This window comes from Pseudodesulfovibrio halophilus DSM 5663, assembly GCF_059568665.1.
Genome location: NZ_JCANTV010000008.1, coordinates 432,267 through 449,951, shown reverse-complemented (window position 1 = coordinate 449,951; position 17,685 = coordinate 432,267). Strand labels below are relative to the sequence as shown.

Sequence of the window (17,685 nt, the reverse complement as noted above, 5' to 3'; positions counted from 1 at the left end):
TCTCATGACGGGGCGGCCAGATAGCCGCCCCGTTTTCGTTTCACCTTCTTGCCTGAACGCTTCGAAAAGGCTAACAAACCCAGCAGAATGATCATCCAAAGGAGTCCGCATGGACCACATGGACTACGACAATCTTGACACTCTGAACAGCATCGCACGCAACGCCGGGTCGGCCATCATGGAGATATACGCCCGTGATTTCGAAGTGATGACCAAGCCGGACCAGTCGCCGCTGACCGAAGCCGATCTGGCATCCCATCGTTGCATCGTAAACGAGCTGCAGAAACACTTTCCCGACATTCCGGTACTTTCTGAAGAGTCAAAAGCCATCAGCTACGACCAGCGTTCCGGCTGGGACCGGTTCTTCCTCATTGACCCGCTTGACGGTACCAAGGAGTTCGTCAAACGTAACGGCGAGTTTACCGTCAATATCGCCCTGATCGAAGATGGCCGTGCGGTGGCCGGTATCGTCTTTGCGCCAGAGCCGGACACGTTGTGGTTTGCCGCAGAAGGACTCGGGGCATGGTGCTCGAAAAACGGGGCCGCGGCTGAACGTATAGAAGCTGCGAGGTTCGAATCGCTCGCCGGACTCCGCGTTGTGGGCAGCCGCTCCCACCCTTCGATCGCCATGCAGGCCTTTCTGGATGAACTGCCGGATCATGAGCTGCTCGCCATGGGCAGCTCCATCAAGCTCTGCGCCGTGGCGGACGCAAGCGCCGACGTGTACCCCCGCCTGAGCCCCACGAGCGAATGGGACACAGCGGCCGCACACTGCGTTGTCGAACAGGCCGGAGGAGTCGTTGTGCGACTCGACGGCGAGCCGCTCGCATACAACAAGGAAAGCATCCTTAATCCGGCCTTTATGGTTCTAGGCAACTGCCCTGGCGAAATATTGGACGTCCTCACCGCTTCGGCACGGGAAAAGGTGAAGTAAGCATGAGAAAGCATGTAACGCCTCATCGGGGCGAGGTTTTCCGCCCTGACCGTGAGCAACGGAACGGGCACCGAGGTGCCGTTTTCTGGTTTACCGGCCTCTCCGGGTCCGGCAAGTCCACCATTGCCCACAAAGTCGAGAAGGCCCTGTTCGACGAGGGAAGCAAGGCCTACGTGTTTGACGGCGACAATGTCAGGCACGGTCTGTGCGGCGATCTCAGTTTTTCCCGGGAAGCACGAGCCGAAAACATCCGTCGCATCGCCGAGGTCACCAAGCTCTTCGTGGAGAACGGCATCATCTGCATGTGCGCGTTCATCACCCCCCTCAAGGCTGATCGCGACCGCGTTCGCGCCATCATCGGAGATGAGGATTTTCACGAGGTCTACATCGCCTGCCCCGTGGAAGTCTGCGAAGAACGTGACGTCAAGGGATACTACAAGCTGGCCCGTGAAGGAAAAATCAAGAACTATACCGGCATATCCGCCCCGTATGAAGAACCCGAGAACGCGGACATCGTGATTCACAGCGATCGCACGAGCATCGAAGACTCGGTCGAGCAGGTGCTGCGATATGTTCGTGAATGCACGTCAAACGGCTACTGATTTTCATACGAACAAAAAAACGCCCCGCCAGATGGCGGGGCGTTTTTTAATGCGTGAAGACAGGTAGGCCGGTCTTACTTGACCCAGCTCTGAACCTGTTCGGGGTTTTCCTTGATGAAACGCAGAGCGTTTTCATAACGGTCGGCCCCTTCCTCCTGATTCCAGGCCATAACCATTTGAAGCTGGCTGGAGGACTTCCACTTGAAGTTCTTGAAGAACTCATACACTTCCGGCATGTCGTCCTTCAGGTCATTGCGAACGATCGTGTAGATCTGCTCTTCGCCACCCATGACGCCCTTGGGGTCCTTGAGATACTTGAGGTCCCACTTGCCAAACATCCAGTGCGGAGACCAGGTGGTGATGACGATGGGTTCCTTCTTCTTGTAGGCATTGGCGAGCATACCGACCATGGTCGCGCCGGAGCCTTCCATCAGCTCCATCTTGTCCAGGTCGTATTCTTTCATGGCCTTGTCGGAAAGGCGCATCAGGCCCGCGCCGGGGTCGATGCCGTAGATCTTTCCGCCGAACATGTCGGCATTTTCGTTGAGCTGATCAATGGAGTCCACTTCGGTGACATAGGACGGGACCGCCCAGCCGAGACGGGCGCCGCCTGCGATCGGACCGAGTTTTTCCACGCTGTCCTTTACCTTATCATAGTACTCGGCATGCGTGACCGGCAGCCATGCAGTGACCATTGCGTCAACATCGCCGGTTCCGACAGCCTGCCACATAGCCGCAGCGGCAACCGGATACAGTTCAACGTCATACCCCATCTCCTCTTCCAGTGCCGCCTTGACCACGTTGGTGGATGCGGCTGCGCAGTCCCATTCGACGTACGCGATTTTCACCGGCCCCTTGTCTGCGTTGGCAAGTGCCGGGAAGCTGAAGAGAACTATGGACAAGGCCATGATGAGAAGAGCAAATCTGGTCCGCAAAAGAACCTCCTGATTGAAATTGAACATCCCCGACATAAAGGTGGGTGTCCGCCTTTCGGACTCACTGCCGGGACCTGACAGGATGCCGCCCTTGAAGGGCGGCATCCCTATCTGCACAGGTGAGAGCTTAGTTCAGCCAGCCGTCGACCTGTTCCTTGTGCTTTTCGATGTACTTCTTGGCAGCATCGTACGGTTCCATACCTTCACGGATCCAGACCATGACTTCAGCCATTTCGTCCGGGGTCCACTGGAAGCTGTCCAGGAAGGAACTGACTTCGGGCATGTCGCTGTCCAGGCCCTTGCGGACGAGGGTCAGGATGGTGCCGTCTTCGGGATCGCCGAACACGTTCTTGGGGTCCTTGAGGTACTTGAGGTCCCAGGTTCCCCACTTCCAGTGCGGGGTCCAGCCGGTGACCACGACCCAGTCGTTGCGGCGGATGCCGTCCTTGAGAGCGGCGGTCATCATGGCGCCGGTGGAGTCGATGAGTTCCATTTCGTCCAGGCCATACTGTTCAATGGCGTTGTCGGCCTGCTGCATGACGCCTGCGCCCGGGTCGATGCCGATGATCTCGCCGTCGAACTTGTCGGCGTTGGCGTTGATTTCATCAATGGAATCGATGGTCACGTAGGACGGAACGACAAAACCGGACTGCACGCCGACCATGTTCGGGCCGAGGTTGACCAGATCCTTTTCGGTGCGCTTCAGGTTGTCGGACTGGATGGGCTGCCAGGAGGAGACCATGCCGTCCACGTCGCCTGCTGCGACGGCTGCGTACATCGGACCAACGGAAACCGGGATGATTTCGCATTCGTAGCCCATACGCTCCTGAAGCACGGCTTTCACCACGTTGGTGGAGGCGACTTCGGAAGACCATTCGACGTAGGCCAGTTCGACCTTGCCCTTGGAGGCGAATGCCGGGAAGGCCATAGCCAGGCACAGGACCATGGCCATGACGGAAACGATGACTTTTTTCATTGGTTAAGCTCCGTTTTGATAATTGTTGAAAGGTTTACGCCTTAGAGCGCGAACCAAGTTTCTGAAGAATACGGTCAAGCGCGATGGCTACGATGACGATGCCGATACCGGCTTCAAAACCGTCGCCCATCTGCATGCGCTGAATCGCCTTCCAGACTTCGCCACCAAGACCGCGCGCACCGATCATCGCCGCGATGACGACCATGGACAGGGCCAGCATGACGGTCTGGTTCACGCCCGCCATGATGGTGGGAGTGGCCATGGGCAGCTCAAGTTTGAAAAGGCGCTGCCAGCGCGTGGAACCAAAGGCCTCGGCGCATTCCACCAGCTCGCCCGGCACCTGCTTGATGCCCAGACAGGTCAGACGGATGGACGGCGGCATGGCGAACACGACGGTGGAGAAGATCGCCGCAACCTTGCCGAGACCGAAGAACGGAATCGCCGGAATGAGGTAGACGAACGCGGGCATGGTCTGCATGACGTCGAGAATCGGCATCACGACTCGGTAGACCGGACGGCTCATGGCCGCGAAAATACCCACGGGCACCCCGATGGCGATGGACACCAGTGTGGAGACGAGGACCAGCGCCAGCGTGGAGATCGTGGCGTTCCAGAGGTCCATGCTCCAGATGAGCAGGAACCCGAAGAAGCAGAATATGCCGACGCCGCGGTTTCTGGTCAGGCGCCAGGCCATAAGCGCGAACAGCGGAATGAACAGCCATTCGGGAATGGCCTTGAGGCCTGCTTCAATCCAGTCCAGACCGTTTTCCGTGATCTCAGAAAAGGCCTTGGTCAGGAACGAAAGGTTCTCGACCAGGAAATTGATAGTGGCTTCAATCCAATCGCCTAAAGGCAGCCTAGGAATTGTCATCGGTGTTCCCCCTTTCCGCAAGTGCACCCAGCAGGGTTCCGCGCACGATCACGCCCTTGAGCCTGCCGTTTTCGTTGACGACCGCCAGCGGATACGGAAGGTCGTAAATGATCTGGATGAGTTCGCTTGCCGGAGTGTCCAGCGTAACCGTCTTCGGATCCTTGGTCATGGCGCTGGAGAGATCGCGGCTGCCCTTTTCGACCAGAGTCCGGCAGTCTTCGACGGAGAGGACGCCGGCAACACGGTGCTCGCTGTCGATGACGAACAGGCTGGAGATGGCGTGCTTGCGCATTTTGCGCAGGGCGGAGCGAGGACCGTCGGACTTGAGGTATGCCACGGCTTCGCAACGCTTCATGACGGATTCGGCAGTCAGGACCTGAGCGATGTCGGCATTTTCCACGAAGCGTTCGACATAGTCGTCGGCGGGATTGGTGAGAATGTCTTCGGGAGTGCCGGTCTGCACGATGCGTCCGTCCTTCATCAGCACGATGCGGTCACCCAGCTTCAGGGCTTCGTCGAGGTCGTGCGAGATGAAGAGGATGGTCTTCTGCATGTCATCCTGGAGGCTGATGAGCTCGTCCTGCATGTCGCTGCGGATCAGCGGGTCGAGCGCGGAAAACGCTTCGTCCATGAGCAGGATGTCCGGGTCCAGCGCCAGAGCGCGGGCAAGGCCCACACGCTGCTGCATGCCGCCGGAGAGCTGCGAGGGCAGGGAATCTTCCCAGCCGCCGAGGCCGACGATGCCCAGCGCATTGGCGGCCTTCTCGCGCCTGACGGCTGCGTCAACGCCCTGAATCTCCAGCCCGTACTCGGCATTTTGCAGCACGGTGCGGTGCGGGTAGAGCGCAAAATTCTGAAAGACCATTCCCAGTTTGGTCAGCCGCATCTTGCGCAGTTCCTCGCTGTCCAGGCTCGTGACGTCCTGTCCGTCGATGCGCACGGTGCCCGATGTGGGCTCGATGAGGCGGTTGATGCAGCGAACCAGCGTGGATTTCCCGGAACCGGAAAGACCCATGACGACAACGATCTCGCCCTCTTCAACGGAGAAAGAAGCGTTGTTGATGCCAACGCCGTGTTTTGTCTTCTCCATGATCTCGTCTTTGGCTATTCCCTTTTCAAGCATGGGAATAACCTTCGACGGGTTGGGGCCGAAGATCTTGTATAAGTTCTCAACTTCGATTTTGGCCATAAATGCTCCTGATATATTAATGAAAGCGGCTTCAACTACCAGAGAAACCGCGCCTGACGATACATGATTCGACGGTCACGAACTATCCTCGGCAACAGCCGACGGGACCGACCACGGAGGTCGCGATGAGTTTGGGATATGCGGGCGGGGAGGGACGTCGTCCACCCTGCCGGGAGAGTCTGGATCGCTCAAAGAGTTCATAAATAATGATAAGTAGCAATACGGACGACATACAAAACAAGGCAATGCAAAACACATCGTTTTGCAATGCATTACGACAATCACCTATGTTGCACCGTTGTAACGGCCCGCATTTTTTCAATTGCATCTCCGACGAAACTGCGAAACAGGTGCAGAAACACAACATCCACACGAAATATCGTGCAGACCCCGCCGGGAGCGTTATTGTAATACACAATCGACCACCTTCTGTCAAATGCAGTCAGATTTCAAGATTTCTCCTTCATAGACGCCATTAAACCCAAATAAACCCGATCTGAGTCGATTAGCACCTCAAAATCTCAACCAAGCACACCCTTAGCATCGCTGACCATCCGACCCTCACCCATGCTCGTGTGCATTTTTCCTCCCGCCCACCTCCTCCACCAAGCTCGTTCAAACTCGTGTTTTCGACATAAATCAACGCATGAGGCGCGTTCCGCCATGTGCTACCCGCAAGATTTTCCAAAGAGGTGGCAGGACAAGACGTTTGTGGATCAGCACATTATAATCTCGTCTGCCTGCAAAAGAAATCCAGCAAATCAGAATTCACAAACATCTCTCGATTATTAAAGCAAAACCCGCAGGGCCGCACTTTCATCCGCTTAAGAAGGCTCTTGACCGAGCCCCGAATTCCCTCTGGCGCAACGTTCCAGCCACTGCGGTCATTCGGAAGCCTTGCCACCCTTCGGCCCCAGAGGGATGACGATCCGGAAGGTGGCCCCGTTTCCGGGGCTGCTCTGACAGCTGATGGTGCCCTGAAGCCGCTGAATCACCAGATTGTACACCATGTGCATACCAAGGCCCGTGCCGCCCTGACCGCGTTTGGTGGTGTAGAAAGGCTCGAAAATCCTTGCCCGGGTTTCCTCGTCCATCCCGTTTCCGTCGTCGGAATACTTGATGACCACGCTGTCGCCCTGCAACTCGGTACTGATGGCTATGTGCCCGGCCTCGATGCCGTCGAGACCGTGCGTCAGAGAGTTCATGAGCAGATTCGTCAGCACCTGCATCACTGCGCCGGGGTAGCTGTCCAACTCCACTTCGGGACCGCTGACCGATATTTCGTGTTTGGTGCGCTTGTACTTGGAGCGCAAGCTCAACAGCACTTCATCAATATACTGCTTGAGTTCGAAGGTGCGGCGTTCTTCCGAGGTCTGATCCACCGCGACCTGCTTGAAGCTCTGGATAAGCTCGGACGCCCGGCTCAGATTCAGCAGGACCGCGGATGACGACTCCATGGAAAGTTTGATGAACTTCTCGAAATCGGACCGCTTGAGCCTGCCGTCCTTGTAGACACGGTCCATCTCGTCGGCCTTCTGCTGAAGGTACGAAATAGTGGTGACCCCGACACCGATGGGCGTGTTGATCTCATGCGCCACACCAGCCACAAGCCCTCCGAGCGAGGCCATCTTTTCGGACTCCACCAGCTGCTCCTGCGCCTTCTTGAGGGACTCCAGAGACTCCTTGAGTTCGTTGGTGCGGGCCTCCACGCGCTGCTCGAGTTCCTCGTTGAGTGCGCGCAGCTCGTCCTGTGCCTCGCGACGTTCCGTGCTGTCGAGCCCAACGGAGAGAATTTCGGTGAGGTTGCCGTTGGAGTCAAAAAGCGGCTTGCTCGTCCAGGCCATCCAGAGCTTCTGCCCGTCCTTTCTGAGGTTCCACATTTCGGTGGAATGATAGTTGTCGGGTGTCATGGCGATGGTCTTGGTCAGCTCGGCCATGCTTTCTTCCATGTCGCTCTCGGGCATGATGGTGCTCTGCATCTCGTGCCCCACCAGCTCTTCCTCGGAGTAGCCGAACAGCTTCTGCGCAAATTCATTGGCGAAGAGTATGGTTCCGTCGGTCCGCCAGCGCAGGATGACACTCTGCGCGTCCTGAACGAGGTCGCGATACTTTTCCTCGCTCAGGCGAAGCTCCTCCTCGGCCTGCTTGAGGTCGGTGATATCCTCAACGGAGAACATGAATCGCTCCTGACCGGTCGTCTCAAACCGGATGGAGGCGATTCGCACCGGCACCACATTGCCGTCCTGTCGGAGCATCCACTTTTCCACCGGATCCATTGACTCGGCCTGCATCAGCTGGTCCCGCTCGCGGGTGCCTCCGGGCAGCCAGTCGGAAAGCATGGTTCCGGAAATATGCTCGGCCCGCCCGCGCAGGATGTCGGCAAAAGTCTGGTTTACATCCGTGAACCGCCCATCCGCATCCACAACGCCGAGGCCGACGGCGGCCTGCTCGAACAGCATCCTGCTGTACCGCTCGCTGGCCCTCAGGGCCAGCTCGGCCGTTTTCCAGTCGGTCACGTCCCGGCCTTCGGCCAACAGGTAGATGATGTGCCCGCCCTCGTCGCGCACGGGCTTGAGCGAATAGTCTATGACGCGCAATTCGCCGAGGAAATTCTTGTGCCGGGCTTCGCCGCGCACGATCTCTCCCAGCGCGGCACGAGAGATGGCGTCGCGGCACTGCTGCATCTGCTCAGGGGAGTGGTTCCACCAGGCGGTCTCCCAGAACGGCTTGCCCACGACCTCGCGCGGCATGATGCCAAGAAAACCGAGGGCGCTCTGGTTGGCACGCAGGAGCCTCCCGTCCACTCTGAGGAGTCCGATGAACTGGTAGGTCTGGTTGAAGATGGCGCGGAACATGCCCGCCGTCCTTGCCATGTCGCGGTCCGCCCGGACGCCCTGCCAGATGGAGAGGCCGCCCAGCAGCAGGATTATCAGGGTGATGCCCAGCAGCGTCCAGAGCTGCTTGCGCAGGAACTGCTGCATCTCGCGCTCGACATCGTCGAGATACAGACCCGACCCCACGATCCACCCCCACGGCTCGAAACCCTGTACATAGGAAATCTTCTGCTCGATCCGACCGGGCTGATCCTGCCATTGCCAATAGTACGACACAAAGCTGCCGCCCTTTTCGGAAACGGCCTCCACAAACTCACCGATGAATTTTTTCCCGGTGATATCCTCAAGATCAAGCACGTTCTTGTTTTCAAGGTCACGGCGGTAAGGATGCATGAGCATGACGCCGTCCATGTCGTTGACCCAGTAGTACGCCTTGCCCTGGGGGCCGTAGCGCATGGTGGCAAGCAGAGCCAGCGCCCGCTTTTGTGCCTCCTCGCGAGAGATGATGCCGGCGGTTTCCAGCTTGTATTGCCGGTTGACGATGTCGATGCCGAGCTGGACGACATTGCGGATGCCGCCCTTTTTCTGCTCGATGAGACCGTCGCGGAAGTTGGGGAGTTCGACAAAGAATATGGCCACGAAGAACAGCAGAAGCGACATGAGAGTCGGGATCGCGACGCGTATCCACGTTCCTCTGGGGTCGGTTTTGACTGCTGCTCCGTTCCTGCCTGCCATGCCGGCCTCCGATTGCATTTCAGATACAGCCCTTACCGTAGCCGCAGGCTGGCCATGTACATATTATAAATGAATATTCGGGAGAAGAAGAGAAGGGGGGCGAGGATACGCCCCCCCGTCTGGGTGTGTTATTCTCTGGATATCGCCTCAGAGGGGCAGGTATCAATGCATTCGTCGACGCATTCGGCATCGGAGTCCGGCTTGATGACAATGGCCTTTTCGCCGTCATCGTCCATTTCGAAAACTTCGGGGCAAAGCTCCACGCAGGTTTCGCATCCCACACATTCTTCTGCATCAATGACAATGGCCATGTACTTCCTCCTTGCGTTTTTCACGATTAGGACCCTTATAAAAGATTATGGCTTTCATGTGCAAGGCAAAAGACCATTGTATTTATTGCCGCTCCCCTCCGCCTCTGATAGGCCATTCGAACAATGCTTGAATATGCGCTCATTTTTTCCGTGGTGATGCTCGGCGGCTTCGTTCAGGGGCTGACGGGGTTCGGCTCCGTTATGCTCTCGCTTCCATTGCTGTCGCTGATGCTCGACATCAAAACGGTCATCCCCCTCATCAGCCTGCTGGCGCTCTGCCTGAACGCGTCGGTCTGCTATTCCGTGCGGCGCAGCATCTCGGTCGGGCGACTGTCCGTGCTGCTGCTCTCCACCCTGCCGGGGCTTCCGCTCGGCGCGTGGGCCCTCAAGTATGTGGATCAGACGTCGCTCAGCCTTCTGCTGGGGCTGCTCATCGTGGCGTTCATGGGCCACCAGCTGCTGTTTCGCCCCGCCAGGCGGGAGCTGGGCAAGCCCTGGGCAGTGGCCACTGGCGTTACGGCGGGCTTTCTCGGTGGGAGCGTTGGCGCCAACGGACCGCCCGTCATCGTCTACGTCACCTCCCAGCCGTGGCACACGGACGAGATCAAGGCCACGCTCGCAGGCTACTTCCTCATGGCGGGCATCGGCATTTCCGGCTCTCACTACTTCTTCGGGATGATCACGCCCGAGGTCATCGACCTGTTCCTGCGCCTGCTGCCCGCTCTGGCGCTGGGGATAATTGTGGGGATCAAGTGCTACGGAAGACTTTCCGAGGAACTCTTCAGGCGGGGCGCCATGATCATGGCCTTCATTCTGGGCCTCGTGATAACCTTCAAGGCGCTCTAGCCGGCCGGACGTCAGACACGAAAAAGGCCGGAGGTTTCCCCCCGGCCCGGTGCTGACGTATGGATGTCGGCGCTATTCCACTTCGTAGGCCTTCTTGATGACAACCTGCTCAACGGGAACATTCTCGTGAAAGCCGAAGGTGCCGGTTTCCACGGTGCGAATCTGGTCGATCACATCCATGCCTTCCACGACCTTGGCGAACACGCAGTATCCCCACCCCTGAGGGTTTTTGGCCCGGAAGTCCAGAAAGCTGTTGTCGGATACGTTCACGAAGAACTGGGAGGTGGCGGAGTGCGGCTCCATGGTGCGGGCCATGGACACCGTGTACTTTTCATTCTTGAGCCCGTTGTCGGCCTCGTTCTCAACCGGGTCGCCGGTCGGCTTCTGGGACATCTCGGGGGTAAATCCGCCGCCCTGCACCATGAAGCCGTCTATGACGCGGTGAAAGATGGTCCCATCGTAAAAGCCGTCACGGACATAGCCGAGGAAGTTCTCGACGGTCTTGGGCGCCTCTTCCGGGTAAAGCTCGAGCGCGAAATCGCCCATGCTGGTTTCAAACTTTATCATGATCGCATTCTCCTTTTTGCGCGTGTAGTCGGGGTTGGGCTTATCAAAGCCCGCCGGGTCTGGCAATCGCAGTGTTATGATAAAATCCTCTTTTTCAGCAGGACATCTTGACAGCCTTTCGCGTTCATGCATATTCTAGCTTTGGAAAAAGTAAAAGGATTCCAAAAGATGAAACGCGACAGCATCCATACCGACAACCGCTTCCAGTACGCCTCCGGCGCGCTGGTAGTAGTAGTACGCGTAGTAGATGCGGTCGCGCCGTAACGGGGTCCACGCTACTACGAAGCGAAACGCCCCCGCCGGTGCAAACCGGCGGGGGCGATGTTTTTCCGGGAGGACATGCGCAGCCGCTGGTCACCGAAAGGGGGCAAACCGAGGAGGTTGCCATGCCGTCCATGACCGGAGCCGAACTGCTCATCCGCCTGCTTGAACGACAGGAGATCACCACCGTCGCCGGAATCCCCGGCGGAACGAACCTTCCCATCTACGACGCGCTCGGCCGGAGCTCCCGCATCCGGCACGTTCTCGCCCGGCACGAACAGGGCGCGGCCTTCATGGCGCAGGGCATGGCCCGCTCTACGGGCACCCCCGCCGTCTGCATGGCCACATCCGGACCGGGCGCAACCAATCTGCTCACCGCCATCGCCGACGCCAAGCTCGACTCCGTGCCCATCGTCTGCATCACCGGACAGGTCCCTCTCGGCCTCGTCGGCACTGACGCCTTTCAGGAAATGGACATCTACGGAATGAGCATCCCGGTGACCAAGCACAACTATCTGGTGCGCTCGGCCCGCGAGCTGCTTCATGTCATTCCCGAAGCCTTTCGCATCTCCGCATCCGGCAGGCCGGGGCCCGTGCTTGTGGACATACCCAAGGACATCCAGTGCCAGACCGTTTCCTTCGACATGCTGCCCGCCCCCGGCGCACCGGAGTCCGCGCCGGAACCGGCCCTCGAACAGCTGGACCGGGCGGCGGCAATGATCGCCCGCTCTCGCAAGCCCATCCTCTACCTCGGCGGCGGCGTCACGCAGTCCGGCGCATCCGAAACCGCAGCACGCCTTGCGGAAAAGAACACCCTTCCTTCCGTCATGACGCTCATGGGACTCGGCGCCATGCCCCACGACCACCCCCTTTCTCTCGGGATGCTGGGCATGCACGCCGCCAAGCATACCAACCTCGCGCTTCAGGAGTGCGACCTGCTCATCGCCGCCGGCGTGCGCTTCGACGACCGTGCCACCGGCCGACTGGAGGAGTTCTGTCCCGACGCGGACATCATCCACATCGACATCGACCCGAGCGAACTCGGCAAACTCAAGACCGACTGCGTGGGCATCGTCTGCGACGTGAAGTCCGCGCTGGAGCATCTGCTCTACAAGGTGAAGGAAGAACATCGGCAAGACTGGACTGATCGGATCGCGACGCTCAAGCGCCAGTACCCCGCCCTGCTTCCCGACACCGCTTCCCCGCTCTCCGCATACGGACTGGTGAAGCATACCGCCGAGTGCATGGGCCCCGACGCCATCGTGACCACGGATGTCGGTCAGCATCAGATGCGAGCCGCACAGGCCTACCCGGTCACACGGGCAAGGCAGTTTCTGACCTCCGGCGGGCTCGGCACAATGGGATTCGGGCTGCCCGCTGCCATCGGCGCGTCCCTTGCGCACCCTGAACGCACTGTCATCTGTTTCACCGGGGATGGAAGCCTGCTCATGAACATTCAGGAGCTCGCCACGGCGGCCGAGCACAACCTGAATATCAAGATCGTCCTTGCGGACAACCGGGCACTCGGACTGGTTCAACAACAGCAGGAGCTGTTCTACGAGAACAGGAAGTTTGCGTCCGGTTATGAAAACGCTCTGGACTTCACCACCATAGCAAAAGGATTCGGCATTGCGTCCGCCGACCTCTCACACTCAGAGAATCCAGCATCAGACCTGAAAAGTATTCTCGCGTGCGACGGTCCTGCTCTGGTCCGGATTCCCGTCAACGCGGCCGAGAACGTCTACCCCATGGTGCCTCCGGGTGCCGCAAACACCACCATGATAGAAGGAGCCGCCAATGATTAGCCTCGAAAACCGCGTAGTCCTTGAACTGAACGTCAACAACCATCCCGGCGTGATGTCGCATGTCTGCGGACTGTTCGCACGACGGGCATTCAACGTGGAAGCGATCCTCGTGCTGCCGCTCGGAGGCGGCGAGACCAGTCGAATCCAGTTGCTTGTGGATGCGGATCAGCGCCTTGACCAGATGGTCAAGCAGGCGGAAAAGCTCCGCGACGTGCACGAGGTACAGGTCAGGGAAGCCGCAGGCTCCTCTTTCGAGCGTATGGAGAAGGAGTATTCGGCGGCGTAAGGCCTAGCGTCCGCTCCGGCAGGTCTCGGCTGCGGCGACGAACCGCGTCGCCCAGTCGGGAACCGCCAGCGCATGAATATGGTTGTAGGCCGCGAACGTATTGCCCCGCACGAGGCCGTCCATTCCCTTGACCATGCCGCCGCCGCGCTTCATGCGCAGGGCAAAATCTGACGGCTTCGCATCCCCTACGCAGTGCGAATAGTGAAACTCGTGCCCGAGCAGCTCATCGCCGACCGCGAAGAAAGGCGTCTCCGACACGACCTCTGAACAGGTGTATCCGAGCCCCTGCGGCCGCGGACAGAAGGAGGTCGTCACAGGAAACACACCGGCCATGGGGTAGGACGCGCCTTCAAACTCCAGCGCGTCGCAGAGATACATGAACCCGCCGCATTCAGCGTAAATGGGTACCCCGGCCTCGGCCATGGCACGAACCCGCTGGCGAGTGGCGCGCATCTCGGCCAGAGCGGAGGCGAACGTCTCCGGGAACCCGCCGCCGATATACAGTCCGTCCAGCTCCGGCCATGGGTCGCCGGCAAGCAGCGAGAGACGAACCAAATCGGCCCCGGCACGTTCGAGTGCTTCCAGATTTTCTCGATAGTAGAACCAGAAGGCGTCATCGTAAACGTAGCCTATGCGTACCGACTTCGCACCATTTGCCTCAGACCAAAGAGGAGCCGCAGCAGGCAGATCAGGTGCCGCACTGGCGATGCCACGCACCGCGTCCGTATCGACATTGTCGCGGATGAGGTCCGCCACGGCGTCCAGCGCCCGCTCGCGTCCCTTGTAGCCTTCCGCATCATATTCGGTATCGGACACCAGCCCCATGTGTCGCTCTGGGATCGGGTTGTGACGAATCTTCGGCAGCATGCCCAGCACAGGGATATCCGTATGCGTGCGGATGCTTTTTTCAAGAATGGCGCGGTGGCGCTCTCCCGCCGTTCGGTTAAGAATGACGCCGGCCAGATTCAGATTTTCTTCAAACGCGGCACACCCTGCCACCACTGCGGCAGCCGTGCGGGTCATCTTGGTGGCGTCGAGCACCATGATGACCGGGGCGTCGAGTTGTCTGGCGAGCTCGGCGGTGGAGCAGCTTCCATGCTCGTCCTTGCCGTCGAACAGGCCACGGTTGCCCTCGATGACAGCCAGCTGACCGCCCTCGGAGTAGTGAGCGAACTGGGAGCGGATGCGCTCCATGGGGAGAAAGTGGGGGTCGAGATTGGAGCAGGTGCCTCCGGCCGCAATGCCGAGCCACCTCGCATCTATGTAGTCCGGGCCTTTCTTGAATGGTCTGACGTCGATTGCGCGGCGGCTGAATTCGCGGCAGAGACCGAGAGAGACGATGGTCTTGCCGGACCCGCCGGAAAGCCCGGTGATGACGAAGCGGGATATGGACACGCTGATAAGACCCCGAATGAGAAAAGCCTTGCCCAGAGGATGGGCAAGGCTTGCTTACCGTCGTAAGAGAAAGACTAGCCTTCGCCCTCGGCGGCGGACTGCTTGCCGGCACCGGCAAGACCGTACATGGTGGTGCTGCCGGAGGACCAGAAGACCAGCTTCTCTTCGTTCACCAGAGCGGTGAGGACCTTCTTGACCTCGCGGCTCTTGGCGTCCGGGAAAAGCTTGGTGAAATCATTGAAGTAGAACTTCGACTTGTTTTTGGCCTTGGATTCGCAGAACTGAAGGATTTCTTCCTTGGCAGCGTCAAAATCGAGAGGCATATCGCTCGCTCCTTCTCGTTTGAGAGAAAATGGGGTGCGGGGAAATCCCGCACCCCTTGATTGCCTAAAGGCTTCTTACCACTTGAACTGAGTGGTCTGGCGCCAGGTGTAGTAGGCGGGATCGCGGAAGTCGTCGATCAGGTGTTCGGAGAACTCCAGTTCGCAGACTTCGAAGAAGCGTTCCCAACCGATACGGTTGGCCCAGTCGCCGAGGCGCTCATACTTGTTGGCGCCTTCGGAGTAAGCGGTGAGAATCTTCTCGATCACATCGGTCATTTCAGGCCAACGCGGGGTGTTGTTCGGGAGGAACGGCACCACGACCTTGGAGAAAGCCGGCTTGGTGATACGGTTGGAGATCTTACCGCCGACCATGATGGCGACACCGTCACCCTGGCTGTCGGACAGCGGCAGGGACGGGCACATGGTGTAGCAGTTACCACAGAACATGCAGCGTTCTTCCTTGATCGCCACGGTCTTGTACTGGGTACCTTCGATTTCCACCTTGGAGGGGCGGATAGCGCCGGTGGGGCAGGAAGCCACGGCCAGCGGGATTTCGCAAAGGTTGTCCAGGTACTGGTGGTCGATCATCGGCGGCTTGCGGTGCACGCCGAGGATAGCGATGTCGGAGCAGTGGACTGCGCCGCACATGTTCAGGCAGCAAGCCATGGCGATACGGACCGGAGCGGGCAGCTTCATGTCGGTGAACTGATCGAACACGGCGTCCATGGTAGCCTTGACGGTACCGGAAGCGTCAGTTGCCGGGGTGTGGCAGTGCACCCAGCCCTGAGTGTGAACGATGTTGGAGACACCGGCGCCGGTGCCGCCGACCGGGAACTTGTAGGAGCCCTGCTCGAACTTCTGTTCGTTCAGGAACTTCTTCAGTTCCATAGCCTCTTCCTTGGTCTCCACCATGAACTCGACGTTGTTGCGAGTGGTGAAGCGCATGTATCCGCCGCAGAACTTGTCGGCCACGTCGCAGATTTCGCGAATCATGGTCACGGTCATCAGGCGGGCGGTACCGGCACGGACGGTGTACACTTCGTCACCGGACTCGGCGACGTGCAGCAGCACGCCCGGCTCGATGATTTCGTGGTAGACCCACTTGCCGAAGTTCTTCTTGATAACCGGCTGCAAGAACTCGGTGAAGTGCTGGGGCCCGATGTCCGTGATGCGGTTTTCCATCGGTTTTTCAGGATTGTATCCGGAAGAAATGAAAGCCATATCTGTTTCCTCCTAAGCTTAGCGCTGGTGACGTTCGCGGTATTCGTTGATGTCGCGGTCCCATCCGCCTTCCACTTCATCAGCCTTCCAGAAGATGTAGGGGTTGTGGCGGGGTTCCTGAACCATACGTACATCGACCGGGACGCCGGCGGCTTCAGCCAGAGCAGCAAAGCCGAGACGCTTCATGGTTTCACCGAGACGCTCGCGGTTCTTGCCTTCTTCCATCCACCAGTCCCAGACACCTTCGACGATGTCCTTGACGGCCTGGTAGTCGTCGTCCTTGTTCACTTCGACGAACGGGACGAGCAGGGAGCCCATCTGCGGGCCGTCGAGAATCGGGGCCTTCGCACCGCAGAGGATGGAGGTACCGGTTTCTTCGCCGATCCGCAGAGCGCGCGGCATGGTGTTGATGCAGTGCATGCAGCGGACGCATTCTTTGTTGTTGATGGCGAGCTTGCCGTCTTCGTAGCTGATGCACTGGGACGGGCAGAGGCCAACAACTTCCTTCTGAATGTCGAACTTGCCCCAGTCACGACCGGAGTGAGCACCGGCGTTCGGGGCGAATTCGCCACCGACGTAGGCGGCAACGGCTTCCTGGTCGATGCGGATGTCGCCCTTCCAGGTGCCGACGAACGCCATGTCGGAGCGGGCCATTGCGGCCACGCAGCCGTTGGGGCATGCGTCGAACTTGAACTTGAACTTGTACGGGAATGCCGGGCGGTGCAGTTCGTCCTGGTACTCCATGGTCAGGTTGTAGCAGAGCTCCTGAGAGTCGTAGCAGGCGTATTCGCAACGGGACATGCCCATGCAGGCGGCGGGGGTACGCAGGTTGGAACCGGAGCCGCCAAGGTCGTTGTTCAGGTTGTGAGTCAGTTCAAAGAAGATTTCTTCGAGCTGCGGGGTCTGGGTACCGAGAAGCACGATGTCACCGGTGGAGCCGTGCATGTTGGTCAGACCGGAACCGCGGAGGTCCCACAGGTCGCAGAGATCACGCAGGAACTTGGTGGTGTAGAACTTACCGGCGGGCTGAGCCACGCGAACGGTATGGAAGTGCGCCACGCCGGGGAACATTTCCGGCTGGTCACAGTAACGGCCGATAACGCCGCCGCCGTAACCGAAGACGCCGACGATGCCGCCGTGCTTCCAGTGGGTTTCACCATCGGTGAAGGACAGTTCAAGAACACCGAGCAGGTCCTCGGGGCAGTCAACAGGAATCTGATAGTCGAGACCCTTCTCGTTCTTGGAGCGAGCCTCGGCCTCCTGCTTGATGTCGGACACGAAGCTGGGCCACGGGCCGCTTTCCAGCTGGTCCAACAGAGGAGTTTTGTGTTTCGCCATTCCCTTAACCTCCATAGTTTGGTTAAAACGTTGCCATCAACCGTTGTTTTCGTCCGGGACGATTGAGCTCCACTCGAAAAGTATCCCCGGACGCCTTTCTCAACATGGCAAGCCAACGAAAGCGCCCATGGGAGGCGGCGCCTTTCGCTGAATACTGGGGAGGCCCAACCTACTGGACCCTCCAGTTTTTTGTCAACCCCAAAACCCCCGAACCTATTGTAATATAGGTAATGAAAGGGGTCTCCAGGGAGTTGTT

The 17,685-nt window shown here is 58.9% G+C and carries 17 protein-coding genes; 6 read left to right on the top strand and 11 right to left on the bottom strand.

Features of this window, described 5'->3' with window-relative positions:
- Positions 1-109: 109 nt before the first annotated feature.
- Together cysQ and cysC are read left to right on the top strand one after the other, a co-directional pair.
- The gene (gene cysQ, locus BR24_RS04230; RefSeq protein WP_496540254.1) at positions 110-934 is read left to right on the top strand and encodes a 3'(2'),5'-bisphosphate nucleotidase CysQ; all 825 of its coding nucleotides are present in this window, start codon (positions 110-112) and stop codon (positions 932-934) included.
- Positions 935-936: 2 nt separating this feature from the next.
- Positions 937-1,536 carry an adenylyl-sulfate kinase gene (gene cysC / locus BR24_RS04225; RefSeq protein WP_496540253.1) on the top strand — a complete coding sequence of 200 codons (600 nt, stop codon included), beginning with the start codon at positions 937-939 and terminating at the stop codon, positions 1,534-1,536.
- 74 nt (positions 1,537-1,610) lie between these two features.
- Here cysC and BR24_RS04220 read toward each other — a convergent pair whose 3' ends face one another.
- From BR24_RS04220 to BR24_RS04195, 6 genes are all read right to left on the bottom strand, one after another.
- Positions 1,611-2,444 (bottom strand): glycine betaine ABC transporter substrate-binding protein, encoded by an 834-nt coding sequence (locus BR24_RS04220; protein WP_496540357.1) that lies wholly within the window; start codon positions 2,442-2,444, stop codon positions 1,611-1,613.
- 154 nt (positions 2,445-2,598) lie between these two features.
- Entirely contained in the window at positions 2,599-3,447 is an 849-nt protein-coding gene (locus BR24_RS04215; RefSeq protein WP_496540252.1) for a glycine betaine ABC transporter substrate-binding protein, read from the bottom strand.
- Between the two features lie 34 nt (positions 3,448-3,481).
- A complete protein-coding gene (locus BR24_RS04210) occupies positions 3,482-4,318 on the bottom strand; it encodes an ABC transporter permease (protein ID WP_496540251.1) in 837 nt (278 codons plus the stop codon).
- Positions 4,305-5,507 carry a quaternary amine ABC transporter ATP-binding protein gene (locus tag BR24_RS04205; RefSeq protein WP_496540250.1) on the bottom strand — a complete coding sequence of 401 codons (1,203 nt, stop codon included), beginning with the start codon at positions 5,505-5,507 and terminating at the stop codon, positions 4,305-4,307. The genes BR24_RS04210 and BR24_RS04205 overlap by 14 nt, the downstream gene beginning before the upstream one ends.
- An 884-nt stretch (positions 5,508-6,391) precedes the next feature.
- A complete protein-coding gene (locus tag BR24_RS04200; RefSeq protein ID WP_496540249.1) occupies positions 6,392-9,076 on the bottom strand; it encodes a PAS domain S-box protein in 2,685 nt (894 codons plus the stop codon).
- 128 nt (positions 9,077-9,204) lie between these two features.
- Positions 9,205-9,387: a ferredoxin gene (locus BR24_RS04195; RefSeq protein WP_496540248.1), complete on the bottom strand. Its 183-nt coding sequence runs from the start codon at positions 9,385-9,387 to the stop codon at positions 9,205-9,207.
- A 123-nt stretch (positions 9,388-9,510) separates the two neighbouring features.
- Between BR24_RS04195 and BR24_RS04190 the strand changes: the two genes are divergently transcribed.
- Positions 9,511-10,233: a sulfite exporter TauE/SafE family protein gene (locus BR24_RS04190; protein ID WP_496540247.1), complete on the top strand. Its 723-nt coding sequence runs from the start codon at positions 9,511-9,513 to the stop codon at positions 10,231-10,233.
- A gap of 72 nt (positions 10,234-10,305) precedes the next feature.
- Here BR24_RS04190 and BR24_RS04185 read toward each other — a convergent pair whose 3' ends face one another.
- A complete protein-coding gene (locus tag BR24_RS04185) occupies positions 10,306-10,800 on the bottom strand; it encodes a peptidylprolyl isomerase (protein ID WP_496540246.1) in 495 nt (164 codons plus the stop codon).
- A gap of 126 nt (positions 10,801-10,926) precedes the next feature.
- On the opposite strand from BR24_RS04185, the gene BR24_RS04180 reads away from it, so the two are divergent.
- The 3 genes from BR24_RS04180 (at position 10,927) to ilvN (ending at position 13,152) form a co-directional block, all read left to right on the top strand.
- Positions 10,927-11,064: a hypothetical protein gene (locus BR24_RS04180; protein WP_496540245.1), complete on the top strand. Its 138-nt coding sequence runs from the start codon at positions 10,927-10,929 to the stop codon at positions 11,062-11,064.
- Positions 11,065-11,186: 122 nt separating this feature from the next.
- On the top strand, positions 11,187-12,866 hold the full coding sequence (gene ilvB, locus BR24_RS04175) for an acetolactate synthase large subunit (RefSeq protein ID WP_496540244.1): 1,680 nt from the start codon (positions 11,187-11,189) through the stop codon (positions 12,864-12,866).
- Positions 12,859-13,152: an acetolactate synthase small subunit gene (gene ilvN, locus BR24_RS04170; protein ID WP_496540243.1), complete on the top strand. Its 294-nt coding sequence runs from the start codon at positions 12,859-12,861 to the stop codon at positions 13,150-13,152. Before ilvB ends, ilvN begins: the two co-directional genes overlap by 8 nt.
- 3 nt (positions 13,153-13,155) lie before the next feature.
- Here the strand turns inward: ilvN and BR24_RS04165 are convergent, their stop codons facing one another.
- From BR24_RS04165 to dsrA, 4 genes are all read right to left on the bottom strand, one after another.
- Positions 13,156-14,547 (bottom strand): cobyrinic acid a,c-diamide synthase CobB, encoded by a 1,392-nt coding sequence (locus BR24_RS04165; RefSeq protein ID WP_496540242.1) that lies wholly within the window; start codon positions 14,545-14,547, stop codon positions 13,156-13,158.
- Between the two features lie 74 nt (positions 14,548-14,621).
- Positions 14,622-14,870: a dissimilatory sulfite reductase D family protein gene (locus tag BR24_RS04160; protein ID WP_496540241.1), complete on the bottom strand. Its 249-nt coding sequence runs from the start codon at positions 14,868-14,870 to the stop codon at positions 14,622-14,624.
- 75 nt (positions 14,871-14,945) lie between these two features.
- Entirely contained in the window at positions 14,946-16,091 is a 1,146-nt protein-coding gene (gene dsrB / locus BR24_RS04155; protein WP_496540240.1) for a dissimilatory-type sulfite reductase subunit beta, read from the bottom strand.
- A gap of 18 nt (positions 16,092-16,109) precedes the next feature.
- Entirely contained in the window at positions 16,110-17,429 is a 1,320-nt protein-coding gene (gene dsrA, locus BR24_RS04150; protein ID WP_496540239.1) for a dissimilatory-type sulfite reductase subunit alpha, read from the bottom strand.
- Positions 17,430-17,685 lie beyond the last annotated feature (256 nt).